Origin of the sequence: Roseiconus nitratireducens (assembly GCF_008629675.1) — a bacterium.
In the GTDB taxonomy this organism is placed as follows: Bacteria; Planctomycetota; Planctomycetia; order Pirellulales; family Pirellulaceae; genus Stieleria; species Stieleria nitratireducens.
In genome coordinates this window covers 360,605-378,775 of record NZ_VWOX01000002.1, presented here as the reverse complement: position 1 = coordinate 378,775, position 18,171 = coordinate 360,605, and the positions used below count along the sequence as shown (strand labels likewise).

Genomic DNA, 18,171 nt, shown 5'->3' with positions numbered 1-18,171 from the left:
ATCGGCAGAATGGCGGTACCGCAGCGTGGAAATCCGCTGGCCGTTACCGAGCAGTCCAGTCGGTGTTGACCAAGTTGGGTGGCCGCTCGCCGCGGCACGCCGCCAGGCAGTTTTCCAACGCCAGGTTCCCCATCTTCGTCCGCGTGTTGATCGTTGCGCTCCCCAAGTGCGGCGCCAACACGACGTTGTCCATTTCAAGCAGCGGCGCCTGCACCTCGGGCTCGTGTTCATAAACGTCCAAGGCCGCCGCAGCGATGTCGCTCCGTTGAAGCGCCGCGACCAAGGCTTCTTCATCCACGACCGCTCCCCGCGCCGTGTTGATCAACGTTGCGGACGATTTCATTGCAGCAAATTGCGGTGCGGAGATCAGATGACGCGTCTGGTCACACAGGGCGACGTGGATGGAAACAAAATCGCATTCCGGCAGCAGTTCATCCAGTTCACGGTATTCGACACCCAGTTCGGCTTCGCGCTGGGGCGAAAGTCGGGTGCGATTCCAGTACAGAATGCGCATCTGAAATGCTTTGGCCCGTTGTGCGACCGCTTGGGCGATGCGTCCAAATCCGACCAGTCCGAGGGTGGAACCGGTGACCTCGGTTCCCAACAGTTGCAACGGACCCCATCCGGACCATTGTCCTGAACGCACCAGGCGATCCCCTTCCAGCACCCGCCGTGCGGATGTCATCAACAGAGCCCACGCCATGTCGGCGGTGCAATCGGTCAACACGTCCGGCGTGTTGGTGACCGCGACGTGACGTTCGGTTGCCGCCTGGAGATCGATGTTGTTGAACCCGACGGCATAGTTGGAAACCACTTTTAAATCGGGATTCGCGTCCAGCAATTCGCCGTCGATCTTGTCGGTCAGCAAACAGATCAGACCGTCGGCGTCTCTGATCCCCTCCGCCAACTCCTCGGGACGGAGGGGGCGATCCAGATCGACGGAAAGCAAGGTGGCCGATTCGTCCAGTCGACGCATCGTCTGCGGCGGAAGTCGCCGGGTCAGGAAGATTCGTGGTGATTTGTTCATGGCGATGGTCTACCAGATGGCCGGTGAGAAGTCTGCCCCGGGATGTCATTTGGTCGCGGTATACGCATACCGGCGATGCACGTCTTCGTGCAGCAAGCCGATTTGATTGAATGGTTCCAGCAACCGACGGACCGCGCCGACGACTTCCCCGTCGGGGGCGCCGGAAACGATCCACTGTTCCGCGCGGGCGACCATCGCCACGAAGCGGTCGTCATCGGCAAGCCAGAACGTCCGGGGGAGTTCTCCCGCTTGCAGTCGTTCTTCCGTGTGGATCGCCGCGGCAAAGTAGATCATGCAGGCGGCTTCAAATCGAGCGAACGATGCCATGGCGGAATACGCCAGCTGGATCAGACGATCTAAATGCAACAGTTCCCCCACGACCACCGATTGGTATTCGTCGATGGCAGATTGCGTCGGACCCTGGAGGATCAAGCGGGCGAGGCGGTGCACGCCAGCCAAGGCATGGGCGATCCCCGTACTATGCAACGGATCCAAAGTGGCCGCGGTCGTCGGTAGCATCCAGCAGGTTGGCGCCACCATTGGATTGCGAAAGTGCTGCAGTCGGCCGATGCTCCGGACACCGATCGCCTCGCTTGGTCGTGCACACTGCAACACGGCGTGGATGGCCGGGTAATCTTCAAAGCGAGATTCCATCAGTCGCTGGCTGCGCGCCACCGACGCCGGATGATCTCCTGTAAGCGTGCATCCGATGCTCGTGATCCCGTTGTTCATCCGCAGCATCCACACCCAGCCTCCGTCGACCAAGTGATGCTGCGCTGCGTCGTCCGCATCAAAGGGTACCGTCGCCCGCCGATCTTGATGCATGCGATCGAAGTGATTCGAGAACGATGAGACGTTCTCATAGTGGCTGAAAGAACAACAGGTTCGAGTCCGCAGGCGAACGGTCCAGTCGGGGCGATCCAGCAGACGCGCGGTCACCGCCGATCGTCCCGAGGCATCAACGACCTGATCTGCGATCAGGACACGTCCATCCGCCATCCGAATCCGATTAGGTTCTCCGGGACAAAATTCCACGACCTCGCAGGTTTCCAGGCACTGGACCCCAGCGTCCTTCGCCCGTTGAAAGAGAAAGTGGTCGACGTCGCTTCGGTACCAGTGTGTATCGCTGCGTTCATCATTCGGGCTCGCCGCGACCAGCAAGCTTCGCTCCCCGAGTTGGCTTTCGGGACGCTGGCCATCCGGGATACTTGACTTGCCAGGCGGCGAAGCACGTTCACCGCCGGGTTCGCGGTGGTCGAAATAGCTGAACCCCCGTTTCTTTCCGCACGCCAGCTGTGGAAACTGGGACTGCCAGCTGCCGTAGCACGAGAGCTGAATCAGGTCAGCAAGCCTGTACCGTTGTCCTATAGCGGCCAGCAAGCGATCGGCGATCGGTGTGGACGATTCTCCGATTGCGAAACGAGGATGCGCGACGGAATCGACCAGGACCACTTTCCGGCCGGCCGTCGCCAGAATCCGTGCCAGGATGGAACCGGAGAAACCTGATCCGACGATCAGAACATCAAAAGAATCACGGGTCACAGCGATACCTGATTGCGAATGGCCGATTCCAGACGCCCCAGTTCCGACCGGGCTTCCGCTTCAATGCCCGGCTGTTGGAAACCCCACAGGTCGACCGACAAGCAAGCGGGGCCGCTCAGATCTTCGAGAGACGCGGAAAACAATTCGCCCAGCACATCGGCGGTGATTTGCGGCAAGGCTCCGGCCTGGCCATTCCATCCGCTGCCAGAGCGGGCGGGAATCAAACTGATGTGCCGCGCACCGGCGGACATCGCGTGCCGGACCGATAACCGTGCCCAGCGGATCGATTCGGCGATCGACAGGCCAGGGGCTCCCACGATCAAGAACACTCGCAAATCGATGTCCCATTGTTCGAGACGGCGGGCATAGCGATCGAAATCGTCTCGCGTCATTCGTTTGTTGATTCGATCCAGGAACCTCGGTTGGACGCTTTCCAGTCCGACGGCCACTTCCAGTCGTCCTGGAATCGAGTCGCGAAACTCGCGATGCCGGTGCGAGCCAAAACGAGGATGGTTCTCCACCACGACCCGGTCGTAGGACCGACAACGATCCGCGATGGCCGGCAAATCGGTGGGGGGGATCCCGCTGGGATCAAAAAAGTTCCCGCCGTTGTAAAGCTTGATCCACGGCGTCGTTGGCAATCTCTGTTGGGCAAAGTCGATCTGATTTGGGATCGCACCGGCCGGCGTCGGCTGCTCTAGCAGGCCGACATGAAGGTCACACATCGCGCAGCCCACCGGACATCGTTGACCGAGCAAAAAGATTGTCGAAACGTCCACCAAGTTGACGTCCGTGTTGGCCCTCCGAAACGGTTCCTGCTCCAATAGAAAGTCCAAGGGGCGATTTTGCGGAGACACCATCGGATGAGCGTTCGGTGACAACGAATTGGCAAACGTGTGCGGATTGCGGTGCGCGCGTCCACGCGAATCGGGAAACGTGCCCCTGGTGCGAGAGCCCTGTCCGACGAATCCCCATGAAAGGCTTCCGCCGCCGCTGGACGCTGGGCGCCTTGCTGACGGTGACAACCTTGATCGCGGTGTTCCTCTGGATGGTCACGCTGTCCGCATGACGATACCGCTGCCCCGCGGGTACCGGCGCCCCGCGGGTACCGGCGCCCCGAGCGTACCGGCGCCCCGCGGGCTGACACAATGGACGGCCACGAGAGGATTGTAGCCGCCGCGCGGCGACCGCGTGACCCTTCGCCGGGGTACCGCTTTCCAATCCCCCATTCCCGCTGGGAGCATGCCCGTGGTTGCCGCTTGGATGGTCCTCGCCACGTGGATGATGGCACAGCGAGGAAAAGGATGACCTACGTCGGTGACCGCCGATACTGTGTGGGAGTCAGCCCCGTCCAGCGTTTAAAGAACTTACTGAACTTGGATTGCTCGCTGAAACCGATCGTGCTGCCGACCTCCGCCACGCTTTGACTGGATTCACGGAGCAATCGTTTTGCCGTTTCAATCTTGACGTTACTGATGTCGGCACCGGGGGTCACGCCGTAAAGTGTGGCGTACCGCTTGGTGAACGTGCCTTTGGACAATTGAACCCGGCGGCAAATGCGATCCACCGTGATCCCGTTGCAGGCTTCCGTTTCGATCAACAGCCGTGCTTGACGGATCTTTTCCCAGTTCGTCGTATCCACGGTGGACTGCCGCATCAGAATGGGACGCGGCGGGATTTCGAGGTCCGGTGGCTGGGCCCCATCCTCCAGGATCCACTCGTGCAATAACCTGGCCGCGGCGTAGCCCATTTCTTCAGCCGGACGAGGCAGGGTCGAGAGCGATGGAGAATAGTGAGAGGCGACACGGTAGTCTCCCGACCCCATGATCGCCAATTGTTCCGGCACCGAAAGATGCAGGTGTTCCGCCGCGTTGCAGAGCATCCTTGCGACGTGATCATTCTCACACCACAGGAACGCCGGCTTCTCCAGATTTCGGAGAAACTCCAGCAGTTCCGATTCAGCAGCGACCTCGGTCATCCGCCGGCGTTGTTCGTCCGGGTGCGGTCCTTGGATCTCGTGTGTCTTGGCCGACCAGCCGTCCTCGGCGGCCCGATCGACCAATCGTTGGCACAGTGCGGCCGAGTGCGGACGCTTGGAAAAATTGACCCCGACAACCGCAAACTGACGCGGGGCGATGGAGGAGACGTGGGAAAGGACCAAGTCACAGCTGGCGTCCAAATCGATGCCCAGCGACACGATGCCAGGTTCGCCCCGCCAGTCGAAACAACAATTGACGGCCTTGACGCCCCGCGCAACGATCGTCGGCGGCCAGGCACTGTTCCGATCCACCCACAGAATGGCGCCGGCGACGTCCACACGTTCACGCACCAACGGGTTGTCATCGGCATTGCGGTAGTGCAGCTCCAGCGGATCGAGCTCGGGACGCTCATCCCGGTAGTGATTGACCCCGGTCATCAATCGAGACGCGAACTCCTGACCCGCCGGCAGAATCACAGCGATTGGAATCGTGTTGTCGGCCATCAGCCACTCATCTGTTCCACATCCCGTCGATAACGCACCCCGCAGTACGAAACAGGATAGCACTTTTTACGAAATGGCAAATTGGCCCTCCCTGGGGCGGAATTCTGCCCGGTCAGGGCACTGAGACGTTGCCGGAAGGTGATTCGGTCTTCGTTTCCTGATCGACGAATCAAACCTTTAACCGGCCTGTGAACGGGCCCGGAAAATGATTCGCGGAAAAGTGGCCTGACAACCTTTGTCGTTTGCCCCGCAATCTCGATGTAACGGGGCTCCGTGGCACCTACTCTCGTCCCTGAACGAAACGGCAAACCGGGCGAACTGATGGGCACAGAGCACGATCCGGTTCGCAGCTAGAACTTCGACGTCACAACACCGAAGGCGGGTTCGGAACACTTTCCGTCAGTCAGGTTTAATTGGAGCCGTTATGAATCGTCGACGTTCTTTTTCCGCAGGATTCACGCTTGTGGAGCTTCTGGTGGTCATCGCCATCATCGGAATCCTGGTTGGTTTGCTGCTTCCCGCCGTTCAATCCGCTCGCGAAGCGGCTCGCCGGATGAGTTGCAGTAACAACTTCAAGCAGATCGGTCTGGGGATCCACAACTACCACAGTGCATTCAAAAAGATGCCCATGCAGGGTGCGGGGACCGATGATGATTCCCCGGCATTCGTATCGTACTGGTACCAGCAAAGTGATTTGTACAACAACAAGATGCTGAGCATCCTGGTTTCGCTGACGCCGTTCATCGAGCAACAAGGGCTGTGGGAACAGATCGCCAACCCCAGCAACGAGAACGGCGTGTGGCCAGCGATGGGGCCGACGCAAGAAGAGATCGACTACAAGCCGTGGACGACGGAGATACCGACTTACCGCTGCCCCAGCGACCCTGGAACGGGATTGCCCGCGTTGGGCCGGACCAACTACGCGGTCTGCGTTGGTGATTCGGGATATTTGATCAATCAGGGTGCCCTGTCGTTGTGGTTGCATGAAAACGCGACCCGCTCGGCGCAGTCTCGGGCGTCTCACCGAGGGGCATTTGTCCTGCACCGGCAATTGGCGTTCCGCGATATTCTGGACGGCTTGTCCAACACCATCTGCATGGGAGAGATCGCGACCGACTTGGGCGACAACGACGTGCGGACCATCCCGCTCGCTTCCGCCGGTGGCGCCAACCCGCTGGACAACCCCAATGACTGCGCGGACTTGGGATTCAAGGATCCGCAGCGACCGCAATTCTGGGGACCATCGGCACCGCCGCGAACCTCCAACTACAACGGTCGAGGGTTTCGGTGGGCGTCGGCCTACAACCCGTTCTCGGCATTCACCACCATCTTGCCGCCGAACCGAGAGTTTTGCACTTCGACCAATTGGGCCAATGCCGAAGTCTTGCCGCCCGCCAGTCGTCACCAAGGCGGGTGCCACGTGTTGCTCTGTGACGGTTCGGTGACCTTCATCACCGATTCGATCGAGGCCGGGAATTCGAACAACCCGATGGTTCGTCTGCCGGCCGACGGCGGCGCCGACAACTACCTGCCGGGAGCCCCGAGCCCGTACGGGCTGTGGGGGGCGCTCGGAACTCGCGCCAATCGCGAAGTGATCAACGAATCTCTTTAGGGGACCGTCGATCGATGTCATGCAAGCTCGGGCGCGCTTTGCGTGCCGGCGGACTGAGCATGGCGTTTTCAAATCTCCGTGATTCTTCAACGTACCAATCTTGACCCTCTATCGTTCACAGGACCGCTCCATGAATTGTTTGTTGCCTCACCAAAGACGCAATCCTTCCCGGCGACTATTCGGGTATGTTTTTCTCGCGCTGATCGCCGGAGTCGCCGGTTGTGGAAGCGGTCAAGCGACCAGCGTCACCGATGGTGCCGACGCCGCCGCCATTGCCGACTTTAAAGCGGAAATGAAGAAGGAAGCGGAACGGATGGGACCGCCACCGTCTCCGGGCAACTGATCGTCGCCCCGACCGTTCGAAAGCGCGCCGCTGATTAGACGAACCGGGGCTGTCCACGGGTCAGGCGGATTCTGGCGACGGTTGAATGTCGCCGCTTCCGCTCGTGTCACCGGATTGGCCTCTGTCCTGGCTCGGTTCAATGGCATCACGGCAAGCCCACTTGGCATCGTCGGTTGCCGTGACCAATCCGACTTGGGAAAGCAGCTGTGTGGCGCGTTCGACTTGAAAATCGATTTCGACGTCAATGGCTTCGCGAATCAATCGCTCGCACTTCCGCCGCAGACGGCGTGAGCTTACCGGTTCGTTTTCCGTCAACATCGCGTAGTAAGCCAGCAACCCTTCGCAAGCCGATTGACGTCCCGATTGCTGGATCATTTGAAACGCCGCACCGGCGTTGGTATCCAGTTTTTGAAAGTACAGGTTGCGAGTCAGATCCAGCAGGTAGCGGTTCTTCGTTTGAAAGTAGCTGAAACAACTTTTGACGACGTAGCCGATCGCCGCCAGGACAAGACCGATGACCAGCGCGGTCGAGTAGTAGGCAGCCAGTGCCAAAGTGACCAAGACAAATCGCGAAATCTTCTGCAGCGAAAACAGCCACCCGCTCAAGCTGGGGACGATGACTTTCGCCTGGTCAAACTTGCTCAATCGGACCTTCGTCCCGGGCAGCAGCATGTCCACGTCCTGCTTGGGAATGTTCTTGAAGATCCGCAAATGGAATTGACCGGCGACCAGGGTTTCCCCACTTTCGTGATCCTGGGCAAGCTGAAACAGCACGACCAGGCGTTGATAAATCGGCACATCGACCAACTCGGGGCGATACAGATTTCTCAGCCGCCGTCGGAAACGCTGTCCGATGATGTCCCCCCGTGCGTAGACCGCCAGATTCGCAAACAGGTCGAAATCGACGCTCAACGGGACGCCCCACTGGCTTGCCACCCCAACGCACTTTTCAATGTCTTCTTGGCTAAGTTTTTGATACGCCGCCCGTGTCAGGATTTCATCGGCCAACTGCATCAGTTCAGCCGACAACTGGTCGTTGCCAGGCGATTCAAGCGATGGAGGAACCTTGCAGTCGCTGTCGGGATCCACGGTGCCGTAGCGTTTTGAAAACTCAGCGTGGTAGCGGGAACAGCGGTGATCGACTTCTGCCGTGATGCGGTCGGCGCCAATCAAAAACACCTGTCGGGCGTCGTGGCCCAATTCGTCTTGCCGTGCGGCCCGGTCGACCAGGTAGGTCCGCAGGGTCTGCAATTCGATTGGCAAAAACGCTTCGATCGACCAGTGAGTCGCGTCGGGGTCAATCCATCCCGAGGTGCTCAGCTCCGCCAGGCTTTGCGTCAGCGGCCCTGTACCGCTAACGGACCAGCTGGTAAGAATTCGGTCGACCGATTCTGACACGGAATGATTCGCTTCCAACGACAAGGATCAATGATGGCACCCGGCGTTCCATTGGAACCGATCGGAGACCCCGACGAAAGCGACCGCACGGCGGACACCGCGTTCGCGGGGATCGCGTTGGACATGGACGGATTGCTATTCGATACCGAACGCATTTACTGGCAGGTCGGCGACACGGTCCTGCAGCGGCGTGGCCACCGCTACAGCGCCGACCTGCAGGCCCGGATGATGGGCCGAGTCGGGACGGCGGCCGTCGAGCAAATGATCGCCTTTCACCGATTGGACGAATCTCCGGAAGACCTGCTCCGTGAATCGGATCAGCTGTACGGAGAATTGTTGCCGACGCTATTGCGTCCGATGCCGGGACTGGAATCGTGGATCGACTATCTGCACGCTCGCGACGTTCCATTCGCACTGACGACCAGCAGTCGCCGCAAATGGGTGGACGTGATCTTTGCCGATCTGTCGTGGCGCGAAGCTCTGGCGTTTGTGTTGACCGGCGATGACGTGAACAACGGCAAGCCCCATCCGGAGATCTATCTGACGGCGATTGAACGGTTTGGTATTCCGCCCGATCAAATGCTTGTTCTGGAAGACAGCGGGAACGGGTGCGCAGCCGGCGTGGCGTCCGGTGCCCTCGTGGTTGCGGTCCCCAATGAGCACACCCGAAACCAGGACTTTACCGGGGCCCTACTGGTCGCCGAATCGCTCTCCGACCCGCGTCTTTGGGATCTGTTGCGATAATACGCTACCCGTTGTCGATCGACGGCGAAGTGATTGGGGTTGACCGATCAAGCTCCACCACGGGCAATCAATCCAACAGGATCGGTCCCCGCTGTACTTTCATGATCACGACGCTGCGTTTCCCATCGTCGGCATGAAGCGGGATGCCGACTCGTGAATCCGCCGCCCCCACCAGGAACCAACGTCCCAGCGGAACGCGAGTCGATGTTTGAATCGAAACAGGCGACTGGTTCGTCGTCTTGAGTTCGATCCGCACCTGGACTTCATCCGGCTCCGTGGTATTCAACATGGACGTCGTCACGGACATCTGACCGTACCGCGAATCACCGCGCACCGAGACACCTTCTCCCACGCTGATCGGTGCCATCGCTGAACCGGCGGGCACCAAACGATCGAACCCCTGCTCCGACAATCCGGCCCGCGCCGCGCCGTCGTACTCGATTCGATTCGCATCGTCGGATTCGATCAGCCAGACCAGCTGGAAGGTCAAATCGCGATTCGGACCGTTGGTGGACGGTTCGGCCGTCGAAGATTGGGCGGACGTCGATGTGGTCCCCAAAAGAAACAGAACCAAAGCACAGTAGTTGAATCGACTCACGGATGTCCACCTGGTTGCGGGTCGGAAAGACGGGTGCGTTTTGTGTTGGACGTGCCGAGGGACGTTGAGTTCCACGGTCATCGAAATCTGACGGTAGCGATGCCTGCCGATCGTAGCCCATTGACTGTAGCTGCCCGACATCAATCGGCGACTTTTCGATCGATTGGCGGAGTGAGAAGGCCCTGGTGGAGCGAGAAAGCACAGTGGGTTCGCGTGCGGGAGCCCGGGAACGAGGCGTCGCGCAGCAGCGGAATTGCGAACGCCCCTGGTTCCAAGGCTCCCGCCTTGGAACCGGCTGATTCAGCAGGCTCGGCCTGCTGACCACCCGTTTGGCACCGGAACCTGGTTGGCAGCCGTCTAAGACGAACGCTGCTCCTGGGCCATTTTCTCGCGAAGTTCCTGGCAGGCGTCCGACGGGTTGCTGCACAGGGCGCAACTGGTGCTGCCATCGGGATTCTTCTGATTGGCCAGTCCTCCACAGGACCCGCTGATCGATTTGCGTCCGAACAGTACCCCGATCGCCATCGCAAAAAGCAGAATTGAAAACACGGCGAAGGTCAGGATCGTGATCGGAATGATCGCCGCCCAGCTGGTTCCGCCCGCATCGGCGGATCGGTCCTGAACGGCGTATTCGGCCAGTGTTCCGGTGCCTTCCAGCTCGTACCCGGTTTCGCCCCCACGCAACACCAGGAGCACGTCCAAGCCCTGTTCCTTGGCGGTCGCCAGACCCGTGTCCCTTCCCAGCACATTGATGGCCGTCGCCCAGGCGTCCGCCAGCATGCAGGTCGGGGCAATCACGGTGACCGATGCCAGGCTATGCTCGATCGGCGCACCCGTGCGGGGATCAATCGTGTGGGAATACCGCTTGCCGTCGGCAACAAAGTAGTTCCGGTAGTCTCCGGACGTCGCCATCGCGTTTCCGGCTTCGGTTCCCGGCACCATGGGGTGAGCGATCATGACGGTGTCCTGAGCGGCATCGGGCAACTGGATCCCGACACGCCAGGGGCCACCTGGTTTGTCACCGATCGTGCGGACTTCGCCGCCGATTTCCACAAAGACGCTGTCTGCGCCTTTGGATCGCAGCAGTTCGACGACTCGATCCACGCCATGGCCCTTGGCGATCGAAGACAGATCGATCTGCAGCTCGGGAATCGATTTGCGAATTGCCGGCGGATCGGAACGCACCTCCAGGTGTTGATAGCCGACACGCTCCCGCAGCTGCTTCAGCATCTGGGGGTCGGGCACGGATCCGGTCCGCTCGCCCGGTCCGAAACTCCAGGCATTGACCAGCGGGGCGACAGTGATGTCAAACGCACCCTCGGTGCGACGGGCGATGTCTTGAGCCGCGCTCACCACCTGGGCGAATTCCGGGCTGACACTGAACCAGTCGGTCGAACCAGACTCATTGAACTGACTGATTTCGGATTGTTTCAGGTAGGTCGACATTTGGTCGTTGACCCGCCGCAATTCCGCATCGACGCCGACGCGGATCTCGTCGTCACCGAGCTGCTCGGCCCCCGCGACCTTGACCATGTAGGTGGTCCCCATCGTTCGTCCGCGGAATTCGCGGACCTGGCGGACCGAGGAGTTGTTTTGCGCCAGGCGAGGCGTCTGCGCGGCGACCGTTCCCGGGGGGACCAACAAGGCGCCCTGGAAGCCGAAAATGAGAAACGCGACGAACAGGATCGCTCGTCGCGTTTGTTTGGAATGCATGCTCTCTGCTCCGATCGGACAGACGATTACGCTTTGTCTAGGCACACGTCGCGACGCTCGCCAGAACGCGAATCAGACGAGGCTTCGCTGAACAACGCCACTTTGAATGAGCCGGTGGCGCTAGCGACGCTTTTTTTCCGAATCAACCGGCGGCTACCGCCTTGCCGCTCATTGCATCGCAAATCACGGATCTGTTGATCAAAAGTGGCGCCGTCCCGTTAGCCGCCGAAGTCATCATACGCGATGTTCTCGGGTTCGACTCCCAAATCGTCCAACATCCGGAAGACGGCCTGGTTCATCATCGGCGGACCACAGATGTAGTACTCGATGTCCTCCGGCGCCGGGTGTTTGCTGAGGTAGTTCTCCAGCAGGACCTGGTGGATGAACCCGACGTAGCCATTCCAATTGTCCTCGGGCAGGGGATCCGACAGGGCGATATTGAACTGGAAGTTCGGGAAATCCTTTTCGATCTCTCGGAAATGCTCGATGTAGAAAAGCTCTCGCAGGCTTCGGCCGCCGTACCAGTAACTGACCTTTCGCTTGGACTTTTGGCGTTTGAACAGTTCGAAGATGTGACTTCGCAGGGGCGCCATCCCGGCACCACCGCCGATGTACACCATTTCGGCGTCGGAATCCTTGATAAAGAATTCGCCGTAGGGGCCGCTGATGGTCGCCTTGTCCCCCGGTTTCAGGCTGAAGATGTAACTACTCATCTTCCCCGGCGGGACGTCGGGGTTCCGCGGCGGCGGTGTCGCGATCCGGACGTTCAGCATGATGATGCCTTTCTCGCCCGGGTAGTTTGCCATAGAGTAGGCGCGCACGACGTGCTCATCGACTTTGGACGTGTACCGCCAGATGTCGTACTTGTCCCAGTCTTCGTGATACTCTTTGTCGATCACAAAGTCCTTGTAGTGAACCGTGTGCGGTTCACATTCGATCTGGATGTAGCCGCCGGCTTTGAAGTTGACGTCTTCGCCTTCGGGTAGCTGCAGGACAAACTCTTTGATGAACGTGGCAACGTTGTCGTTGCTCTTGACGGTGCATTCCCACTTCTTGGTATCGAACGCTTCGGCGGGCACCTCGACCACCATGTCCTGTTTGACGGCCACCTGGCACGACAAACGCTCTCCCTCCCGGGCGGCCTTTTTGTTGATGTGGTCCTTTTCGGTGGCCAGGATCTCGCCGCCGCCGTCCAGCACTTTGACCTTGCACTGGGCGCAGGTTCCACCGCCCCCGCAGGCGCTGGAGACGAACACGCCGGCATCGGCCAGAGCACCGAGCAGTTTGCCCCCGGCGGGGACCTGAATTTCTTTCTGTTCGTTGATCATGATTTTGACCGGACCGGAAGCAACCAGTTGCTTCTTGGCCCCCAAAATCACCGCCACCAACGCCAACACGACGATGGTGAACATCACGATGCCAAGGACGATTTCCATTTCGGAACCGTTTTCTGTTGTAGGAAATAATGAGGCTAAACGAGCCAGGAGTCATTGCCTGGCGTCCCGGTGGCCGCCACCTCCGGCGGCGACCGGCCGGTCAAATCGGGAGGCCGCTTACAGTTGAATTCCGCTGAAGGACATGAATGCCAACGCCATCAACCCGACGGTGATGAAGGTGATTCCCAAACCGCGAAGCGGCGGAGGAACGTCACTGTATTTCATCTTCTCGCGGATTCCGGCCAGGGCGGCGATCGCCAGTGCCCAGCCGATGCCGCATCCCAGTCCGTACGTGCATGATTCTGCGAACGTGTAGGAGCGTTCCTGCATGAACAGCGATGCACCCAGGATGGCGCAGTTGACGGTGATCAGCGGCAAAAAGATCCCCAGCGTGTTGTACAGCGAGGGGACGAACTTATCCAAAAACATTTCCAGGATCTGAACCATCGCCGCGATCACGCCGATGAAGCTGATGAAGCCCAGGAACGTCAGATCGACCTGCGAGAAATCGACACGCTCGGTCGGAATGAACTCGTTCATCCAGGTCAGCGCGCCCTTCTTCAGCAGCAAGCTGTAGATCAGCTGGTTGGCCGGCACCGTGATCGCTTCGATCACGATCACCGCCACGCCCAGGCCCAGAGCAGTTTTGACGTTCTTGCTGATTGCCAGGAACGTGCACATCCCCAGGAAGAACGCCAACGCCAAGTTCTCGACGAACACGGCTTTGAGCAAAATGCTCAGGTGCGTTTCAATGATATTTTCCATCGTTCTGCCTTATGCTTCTTCGATTTGTTCCGGTTTGAATGATCGGATCAACCAGATCAGCAGGCCGATCAAAAAGAACGCGCTGGGCGGCAACAGCATCAAGTTGTTGGGGTTGTACCAGCCGCCGTTGCGGGTCAACGGCAAGATGGTGTAGCCGAACAGGGAACCGCTGCCGAACAGCTCGCGAAAGAACGCGACGAACAGCAACACCAGACCGTAACCGAGGCCGTTGCCCAGGCCGTCCAGAAAGCTGACACCCGGCTTGTTCTTCATCGCGAATCCTTCGGCGCGACCCATCACGATGCAGTTGGTGATGATCAAACCGACGAACACCGAAAGCTGTTTGCTGATGTCAAAAAAGTAAGCCTTCAAGATCTGGTCCACCACGATAACCAGCGAAGCGATGATGGTCATCTGGACGATGATCCGGATGCTGCTGGGGATGTAGTTTCGGATCGCACTGACGGCCAGGTTGCTGAAGGCCGTCACGGCGATCACAGCAACCGCCATCACGATCGATGTTTCCATCTTGGTTGTGACCGCCAGGGCGCTACAGATCCCGAGGATCTGCAGTGCGATGGGGTTGTTGTCGATCAACGGATCGACCAATACCGAGGCTGCTTTGGATCGCGCCATGATTTAACTCCCTGCCGTCGGGGATTCGTTTTTTCGAAGTCGTGCCAGAAACGGCCCGTAGCCGTCGTCGCTGGCCCAGTAGCGGAGCAGATTGGTCACGCCCCGACTGGTGATGGTTGCACCGGAAAGCCCGTCCACGGCGTAGGGATTGCCGTCGGGAGCGCTGCCCTTGTAGACCAGCGCGGCGGGCTTGCCCGAGTCGTCGTACAGTTCTTTGCCTTCCCATTGAGCCTTCCAGGCGGGGTTGTCAACCTCGCCACCCAATCCGGGCGTTTCGGCGTGCTCGTAGAAGGTCAGACCCTGAATCGTTTTGAGATCGCTCCGGAGTGCCAGGTATCCGTACAGGGTGGACCAGAGTCCTTTGCCGTACACCGGCAAGACCACCTGCTGGAAAGTGTCCGATCCGGGCTTGGTGACGAAGTAGACCTTGGCGATTTTCTCGCGTCGGTCCACGCCGGGATCGAATTGCGGGTCGACGATCGGGACACTCGTGTCAGGCTTTTCTGCCGCTTCCCGGGCGTCGTAGTCGGACGGCTTGGCGTCGCTGACGAACTCACCCGTGTCGAGGTCGACGAGTTCTTCGCTGACCCAGCTGTACAGTTCGTCGATTTGCTCCTTGGAGAGTTCGCTGGCCGATTTACCGAACTCGCCGTAGGAGAGTCCGGCGGCGTCCAGGATGTTTTTCTGGCGGTCCAGAACCTTGTTGGCTTCCTGCTTGTCACGCAGTCCGACCGCAGCGACGCTGACGACGAACGAACACGCGATGCACAGAATCGTCGCCGTGATCAAGGTTCCTGCAAATGAATCACGTTGCGGCATAGCGGGCCATCCTCCGACGAACGTTCACGGATACGACGAAATAGTCAATCAGCGGGGCGAAGACGTTGCCAAACAGGATTGCCAACATGATGCCTTCGGGAAACGCCGGGTTGATGCACCGGATCAAGATCGTCATGAAGCCGATCAAGGCCCCATAAATCCACTTGCCGGTCTCCGTCATCGAAGCGCTGACCGGGTCGGTGGCCATGAAGACCAGGCCGAACGCCAGACCGCCAATCACCAGGTGCCAGTAGAAAGGAACGTCCATCATCGGATTGGTGTGGCTGCTGACCCCGTTGAGGAACAGCGAGGTGCCGATCGCCCCTCCGACCACGCCGGCCATGATCTTCCAGGATCCGATCCCGGACGCAATCAGAATCACCGCACCGACGATGCACAGCAGCGTGCTGGTTTCGCCGACACATCCCTGGATCGTCCCCAGAAACGCACTTCCCCAGGTGATCGGTGCCGACCACGTGACCGGGTCCGCGTTGCCGACCGCGTAGTTGATGCTGCTGAGTGATTGAACGGCGACGCCGCTGGCGCCGTCGGCCGGAGCAGCAACGGCCATCTGGCCCAATGCGGTTGCTCCGCTGAACCCGTCCACGGCCGTCCAAACTTCGTCCCCACTGATCTGACCGGCGTAGGCGAAGTACAGGAACGCCCGGCTGGTCAGGGCCACGTTCAAAAAGTTCCGTCCCGTGCCGCCGAACACCTCTTTGGCAACGACCACGCCGAACGCGATGCCGACCGCGACCTGCCATAGCGGAATCGATGCCGGCAGCGTCAGCGGGAACAGCAAGCCGGTGACCAGAAAGCCCTCGTTGATCTCGTGACCACGAAGCACGCTGAAGACCAGTTCGATGTGGCCCCCGACGAACATACAGACGATGTACATCGGCAGAAAAAAGATCGCCCCCAACACGAAGTTGTCGGCGTGATTGCCGGGGTCGTGTCCGAATCCCAAGGCATGGTGGACCGAGTAGTGCCAGTCGCCGACATATTTCTCTCCGGCCTCAACCACCTGCTGAACCGCCTGGTTCGCCTGGTAGCCGACGTTCCACATGCCGAACAGGGTGACGGGGACCAGCGCCAGGACGACGGTGATCATCATCCGTTTCAGATCGATGTTGTCACGCACGTGCGTTTGCCCATGTGTGACTTCCCCCGGCGTGTACAAAAACGTGTCGAGCGCCTCGTACATCGGGTACGCGATCTGCAACGGTCCGCCCTTTGCAAAGAGCGGATGGACTTTGTCCAGAGCAGCGCGAAGTGCTTTCATTGGTCAGTAGGTCCAGAAACGAAAAAAATGAATGAAGGGTGGGTCGTCGTGCGACCCGGACGCGGCGGCGGGGTGCCGAACAGGCTGACCGATCAGCCCTCGCGCTCAATCGTGGTCAGGTTCTCGCGGAGCAGCGAACCGTATTCGTACTTGCCGGGACAGACGAACGTGCAGAGGGCCAAGTCTTCCTCTTCCAGCTCCAACGCGCCCAATTGCTGGGCCTGGTCAGTGTCGCGAACGATCAACGCCCGCAGAAGTTGGGTCGGCAGGATGTCCAACGGCATCACTTTTTCATAGGTCCCCAGCGGCACCATCGCTCGTTCGCTGCCACCGGTGCTGGTGGTGAACGCGAACCGTTGGTGGGGCAACATCGATGACGCGAAGACTTTGGTGATGCTGTACTTGTCAAATCCGGGCTTCTGCCAGCCCAGGAACTCGCGGTCATCGCCCTCCTGGATGACGGAAATCTGCGTGTGGTAGCGTCCCAGGAAATGATGCGGGTCCCGAGCGGTGCGGCCACACAGAACCGATCCGGAAATCGGACGGATCTTGACGTCGCTGTTGAGCTCCCCTTCGATCAATTGCGGGATGTTAGCGCCCAAGCGGGTCTCCAGCAGCCGCGGCTTTTCGATGATCGGCCCGGCCAGGGAAATCACGCGGCGAACGTCCAAGCGGCCGGTCAACATCAAGGCCCCAATGGCGATCACGTCCTGGTATCCGATGTACCAAACCGTTTTGGTCGGACCGACCGGATCTAGTTCGTGAATGTGGGTCCCGACCAGGCCGGCCGGATGGGGGCCGGAAAACTCCGACACGCGGACCCCTTCCACGCCGTTGCCAGGGATCTCCGCCCCCGACGCCTTGCAGACGTGCACGGTTCCGTCGGTCAGCTTGGCGATCACGTTCAATCCGACCAGGAACTGGTCCTTTCGGTCGGCCATCGCGACGGACGGCGAGGCGGCCAGCGGGTTGGTGTCGATCGCTTGCACGAAGATCGAATGCGGGGTCGATCCGGGTTTGGGCACTTTGCCGTAGGGACGCGTGCGAAACGACGTCCAAAGTCCGCTGGCGATCAACAGGTCGGCGGCGGATTGCCGATCCATCGCGCCCACTTCGCCCGGTTCGAAGGACTCGTAATCGGAGTCGCTCGGCGAGGGGTCCACATCGATCACGATCGATTCGAATTTTCGCTTCTTGCCCCGCACGACGTCGGCCACGGTGCCGGCTGCCGGTGAGGTGTAAGTGACCCCTTCGGTCTTCTTGTCGGAAAATAAAGGCTGGCCAATTTTGACACGGTCACCGACCGAAACCAACATCGTCGGCTTCATGCCGATGTAGTCGTCCCCCAGGAGGGCCACCTGGCTGACGGGCTTGGCAACTTCAATGTGCTGGGCGGGGTTGCCGAGGATCGGGAGATCCAACCCCTCTTTGATTGTGATCATGTGTCTTGGCAGATCGGTGGGCGGCGTGGGGGAACACTCCGACGCCGGGACATTGTGATTTTTTTCACAAGCGGCGCGCGAGCGAATGCCCGCGAGCATTTGCGGGCAAAGAAACACGCCAGAGTTCCGTTCAACGGAATATTACATAGCTGACCAGAACTCGCAACGGCAGACAAACCGGCTGGACGACCAGACTCCCTCGGCGGCTCCTTAGGGATGTCACTCTGCCGCAGATGCCGCCTAGCGTGGCTCTGGCCCGCATGCCGAGAAAGCTCTAGCACAAATCGCTGACAACGTATTCACTATCGCCATCCGGTCCGCAAGCGGCGGCG

At 59.7% G+C, this 18,171-nt stretch carries 16 protein-coding genes; 3 read left to right on the top strand and 13 right to left on the bottom strand.

From position 1 onward, the window contains the following. Positions 1-43 precede the first annotated feature (43 nt). The 4 genes from FYK55_RS04065 to FYK55_RS04050 all read right to left on the bottom strand — a co-directional run bounded on the left by FYK55_RS04065 (position 44) and on the right by FYK55_RS04050 (position 5,051). A complete protein-coding gene (locus tag FYK55_RS04065) occupies positions 44-1,027 on the bottom strand; it encodes a 2-hydroxyacid dehydrogenase (protein WP_150075089.1) in 984 nt (327 codons plus the stop codon). 45 nt (positions 1,028-1,072) lie between these two features. Beyond that, positions 1,073-2,569 (bottom strand): NAD(P)/FAD-dependent oxidoreductase, encoded by a 1,497-nt coding sequence (locus tag FYK55_RS04060; RefSeq protein ID WP_161604295.1) that lies wholly within the window; start codon positions 2,567-2,569, stop codon positions 1,073-1,075. Then, on the bottom strand, positions 2,566-3,429 hold the full coding sequence (locus FYK55_RS04055; protein ID WP_150075087.1) for a hypothetical protein: 864 nt from the start codon (positions 3,427-3,429) through the stop codon (positions 2,566-2,568). Before FYK55_RS04055 ends, FYK55_RS04060 begins: the two co-directional genes overlap by 4 nt. A gap of 449 nt (positions 3,430-3,878) precedes the next feature. Next, positions 3,879-5,051 (bottom strand): helix-turn-helix domain-containing protein, encoded by a 1,173-nt coding sequence (locus tag FYK55_RS04050; protein ID WP_150075086.1) that lies wholly within the window; start codon positions 5,049-5,051, stop codon positions 3,879-3,881. Positions 5,052-5,475: 424 nt separating this feature from the next. Here FYK55_RS04050 and FYK55_RS04045 point away from each other — a divergent pair, with 424 nt between their 5' ends. Beyond that, positions 5,476-6,663, top strand: a complete 1,188-nt coding sequence (locus FYK55_RS04045; protein WP_150075085.1) for a DUF1559 domain-containing protein — start codon at positions 5,476-5,478, stop codon at positions 6,661-6,663. A 130-nt stretch (positions 6,664-6,793) separates the two neighbouring features. Continuing rightward, complete coding sequence (locus FYK55_RS04040; RefSeq protein ID WP_150075084.1) at positions 6,794-7,006, top strand: hypothetical protein; 213 nt, start codon at positions 6,794-6,796, stop codon at positions 7,004-7,006. Between the two features lie 60 nt (positions 7,007-7,066). On the opposite strand, the gene FYK55_RS04035 is transcribed toward FYK55_RS04040, so the two are convergent. Further along, positions 7,067-8,404, bottom strand: coding sequence for a DUF3754 domain-containing protein (locus FYK55_RS04035; RefSeq protein ID WP_150075083.1), 1,338 nt, complete (start codon positions 8,402-8,404; stop codon positions 7,067-7,069). Positions 8,405-8,407: 3 nt separating this feature from the next. Between FYK55_RS04035 and FYK55_RS04030 the strand changes: the two genes are divergently transcribed. Beyond that, positions 8,408-9,148, top strand: coding sequence for an HAD family hydrolase (locus FYK55_RS04030; RefSeq protein ID WP_390621705.1), 741 nt, complete (start codon positions 8,408-8,410; stop codon positions 9,146-9,148). A gap of 67 nt (positions 9,149-9,215) precedes the next feature. Here FYK55_RS04030 and FYK55_RS04025 read toward each other — a convergent pair whose 3' ends face one another. The 8 genes from FYK55_RS04025 to FYK55_RS03990 form a co-directional block, all read right to left on the bottom strand. Then, on the bottom strand, positions 9,216-9,746 hold the full coding sequence (locus FYK55_RS04025; RefSeq protein ID WP_150075082.1) for a hypothetical protein: 531 nt from the start codon (positions 9,744-9,746) through the stop codon (positions 9,216-9,218). A gap of 357 nt (positions 9,747-10,103) precedes the next feature. Continuing rightward, positions 10,104-11,459, bottom strand: a complete 1,356-nt coding sequence (locus FYK55_RS04020; RefSeq protein ID WP_235908401.1) for an FAD:protein FMN transferase — start codon at positions 11,457-11,459, stop codon at positions 10,104-10,106. A gap of 218 nt (positions 11,460-11,677) precedes the next feature. Further along, entirely contained in the window at positions 11,678-12,895 is a 1,218-nt protein-coding gene (gene nqrF / locus FYK55_RS04015; protein ID WP_150075081.1) for an NADH:ubiquinone reductase (Na(+)-transporting) subunit F, read from the bottom strand. A 117-nt stretch (positions 12,896-13,012) separates the two neighbouring features. Continuing rightward, positions 13,013-13,651 (bottom strand): NADH:ubiquinone reductase (Na(+)-transporting) subunit E, encoded by a 639-nt coding sequence (nqrE, locus tag FYK55_RS04010; RefSeq protein WP_201743627.1) that lies wholly within the window; start codon positions 13,649-13,651, stop codon positions 13,013-13,015. An 18-nt stretch (positions 13,652-13,669) separates the two neighbouring features. Continuing rightward, positions 13,670-14,296: an NADH:ubiquinone reductase (Na(+)-transporting) subunit D gene (locus FYK55_RS04005; protein WP_150075079.1), complete on the bottom strand. Its 627-nt coding sequence runs from the start codon at positions 14,294-14,296 to the stop codon at positions 13,670-13,672. Positions 14,297-14,299: 3 nt separating this feature from the next. Beyond that, entirely contained in the window at positions 14,300-15,115 is an 816-nt protein-coding gene (locus tag FYK55_RS04000; protein WP_150075078.1) for a Na(+)-translocating NADH-quinone reductase subunit C, read from the bottom strand. Further along, the gene (locus tag FYK55_RS03995) at positions 15,102-16,397 is read right to left on the bottom strand and encodes an NADH:ubiquinone reductase (Na(+)-transporting) subunit B (protein ID WP_150075077.1); all 1,296 of its coding nucleotides are present in this window, start codon (positions 16,395-16,397) and stop codon (positions 15,102-15,104) included. Before FYK55_RS03995 ends, FYK55_RS04000 begins: the two co-directional genes overlap by 14 nt. Before the next feature lie 92 nt (positions 16,398-16,489). Then, entirely contained in the window at positions 16,490-17,839 is a 1,350-nt protein-coding gene (locus FYK55_RS03990) for a Na(+)-translocating NADH-quinone reductase subunit A (protein WP_150075076.1), read from the bottom strand. Positions 17,840-18,171 lie beyond the last annotated feature (332 nt).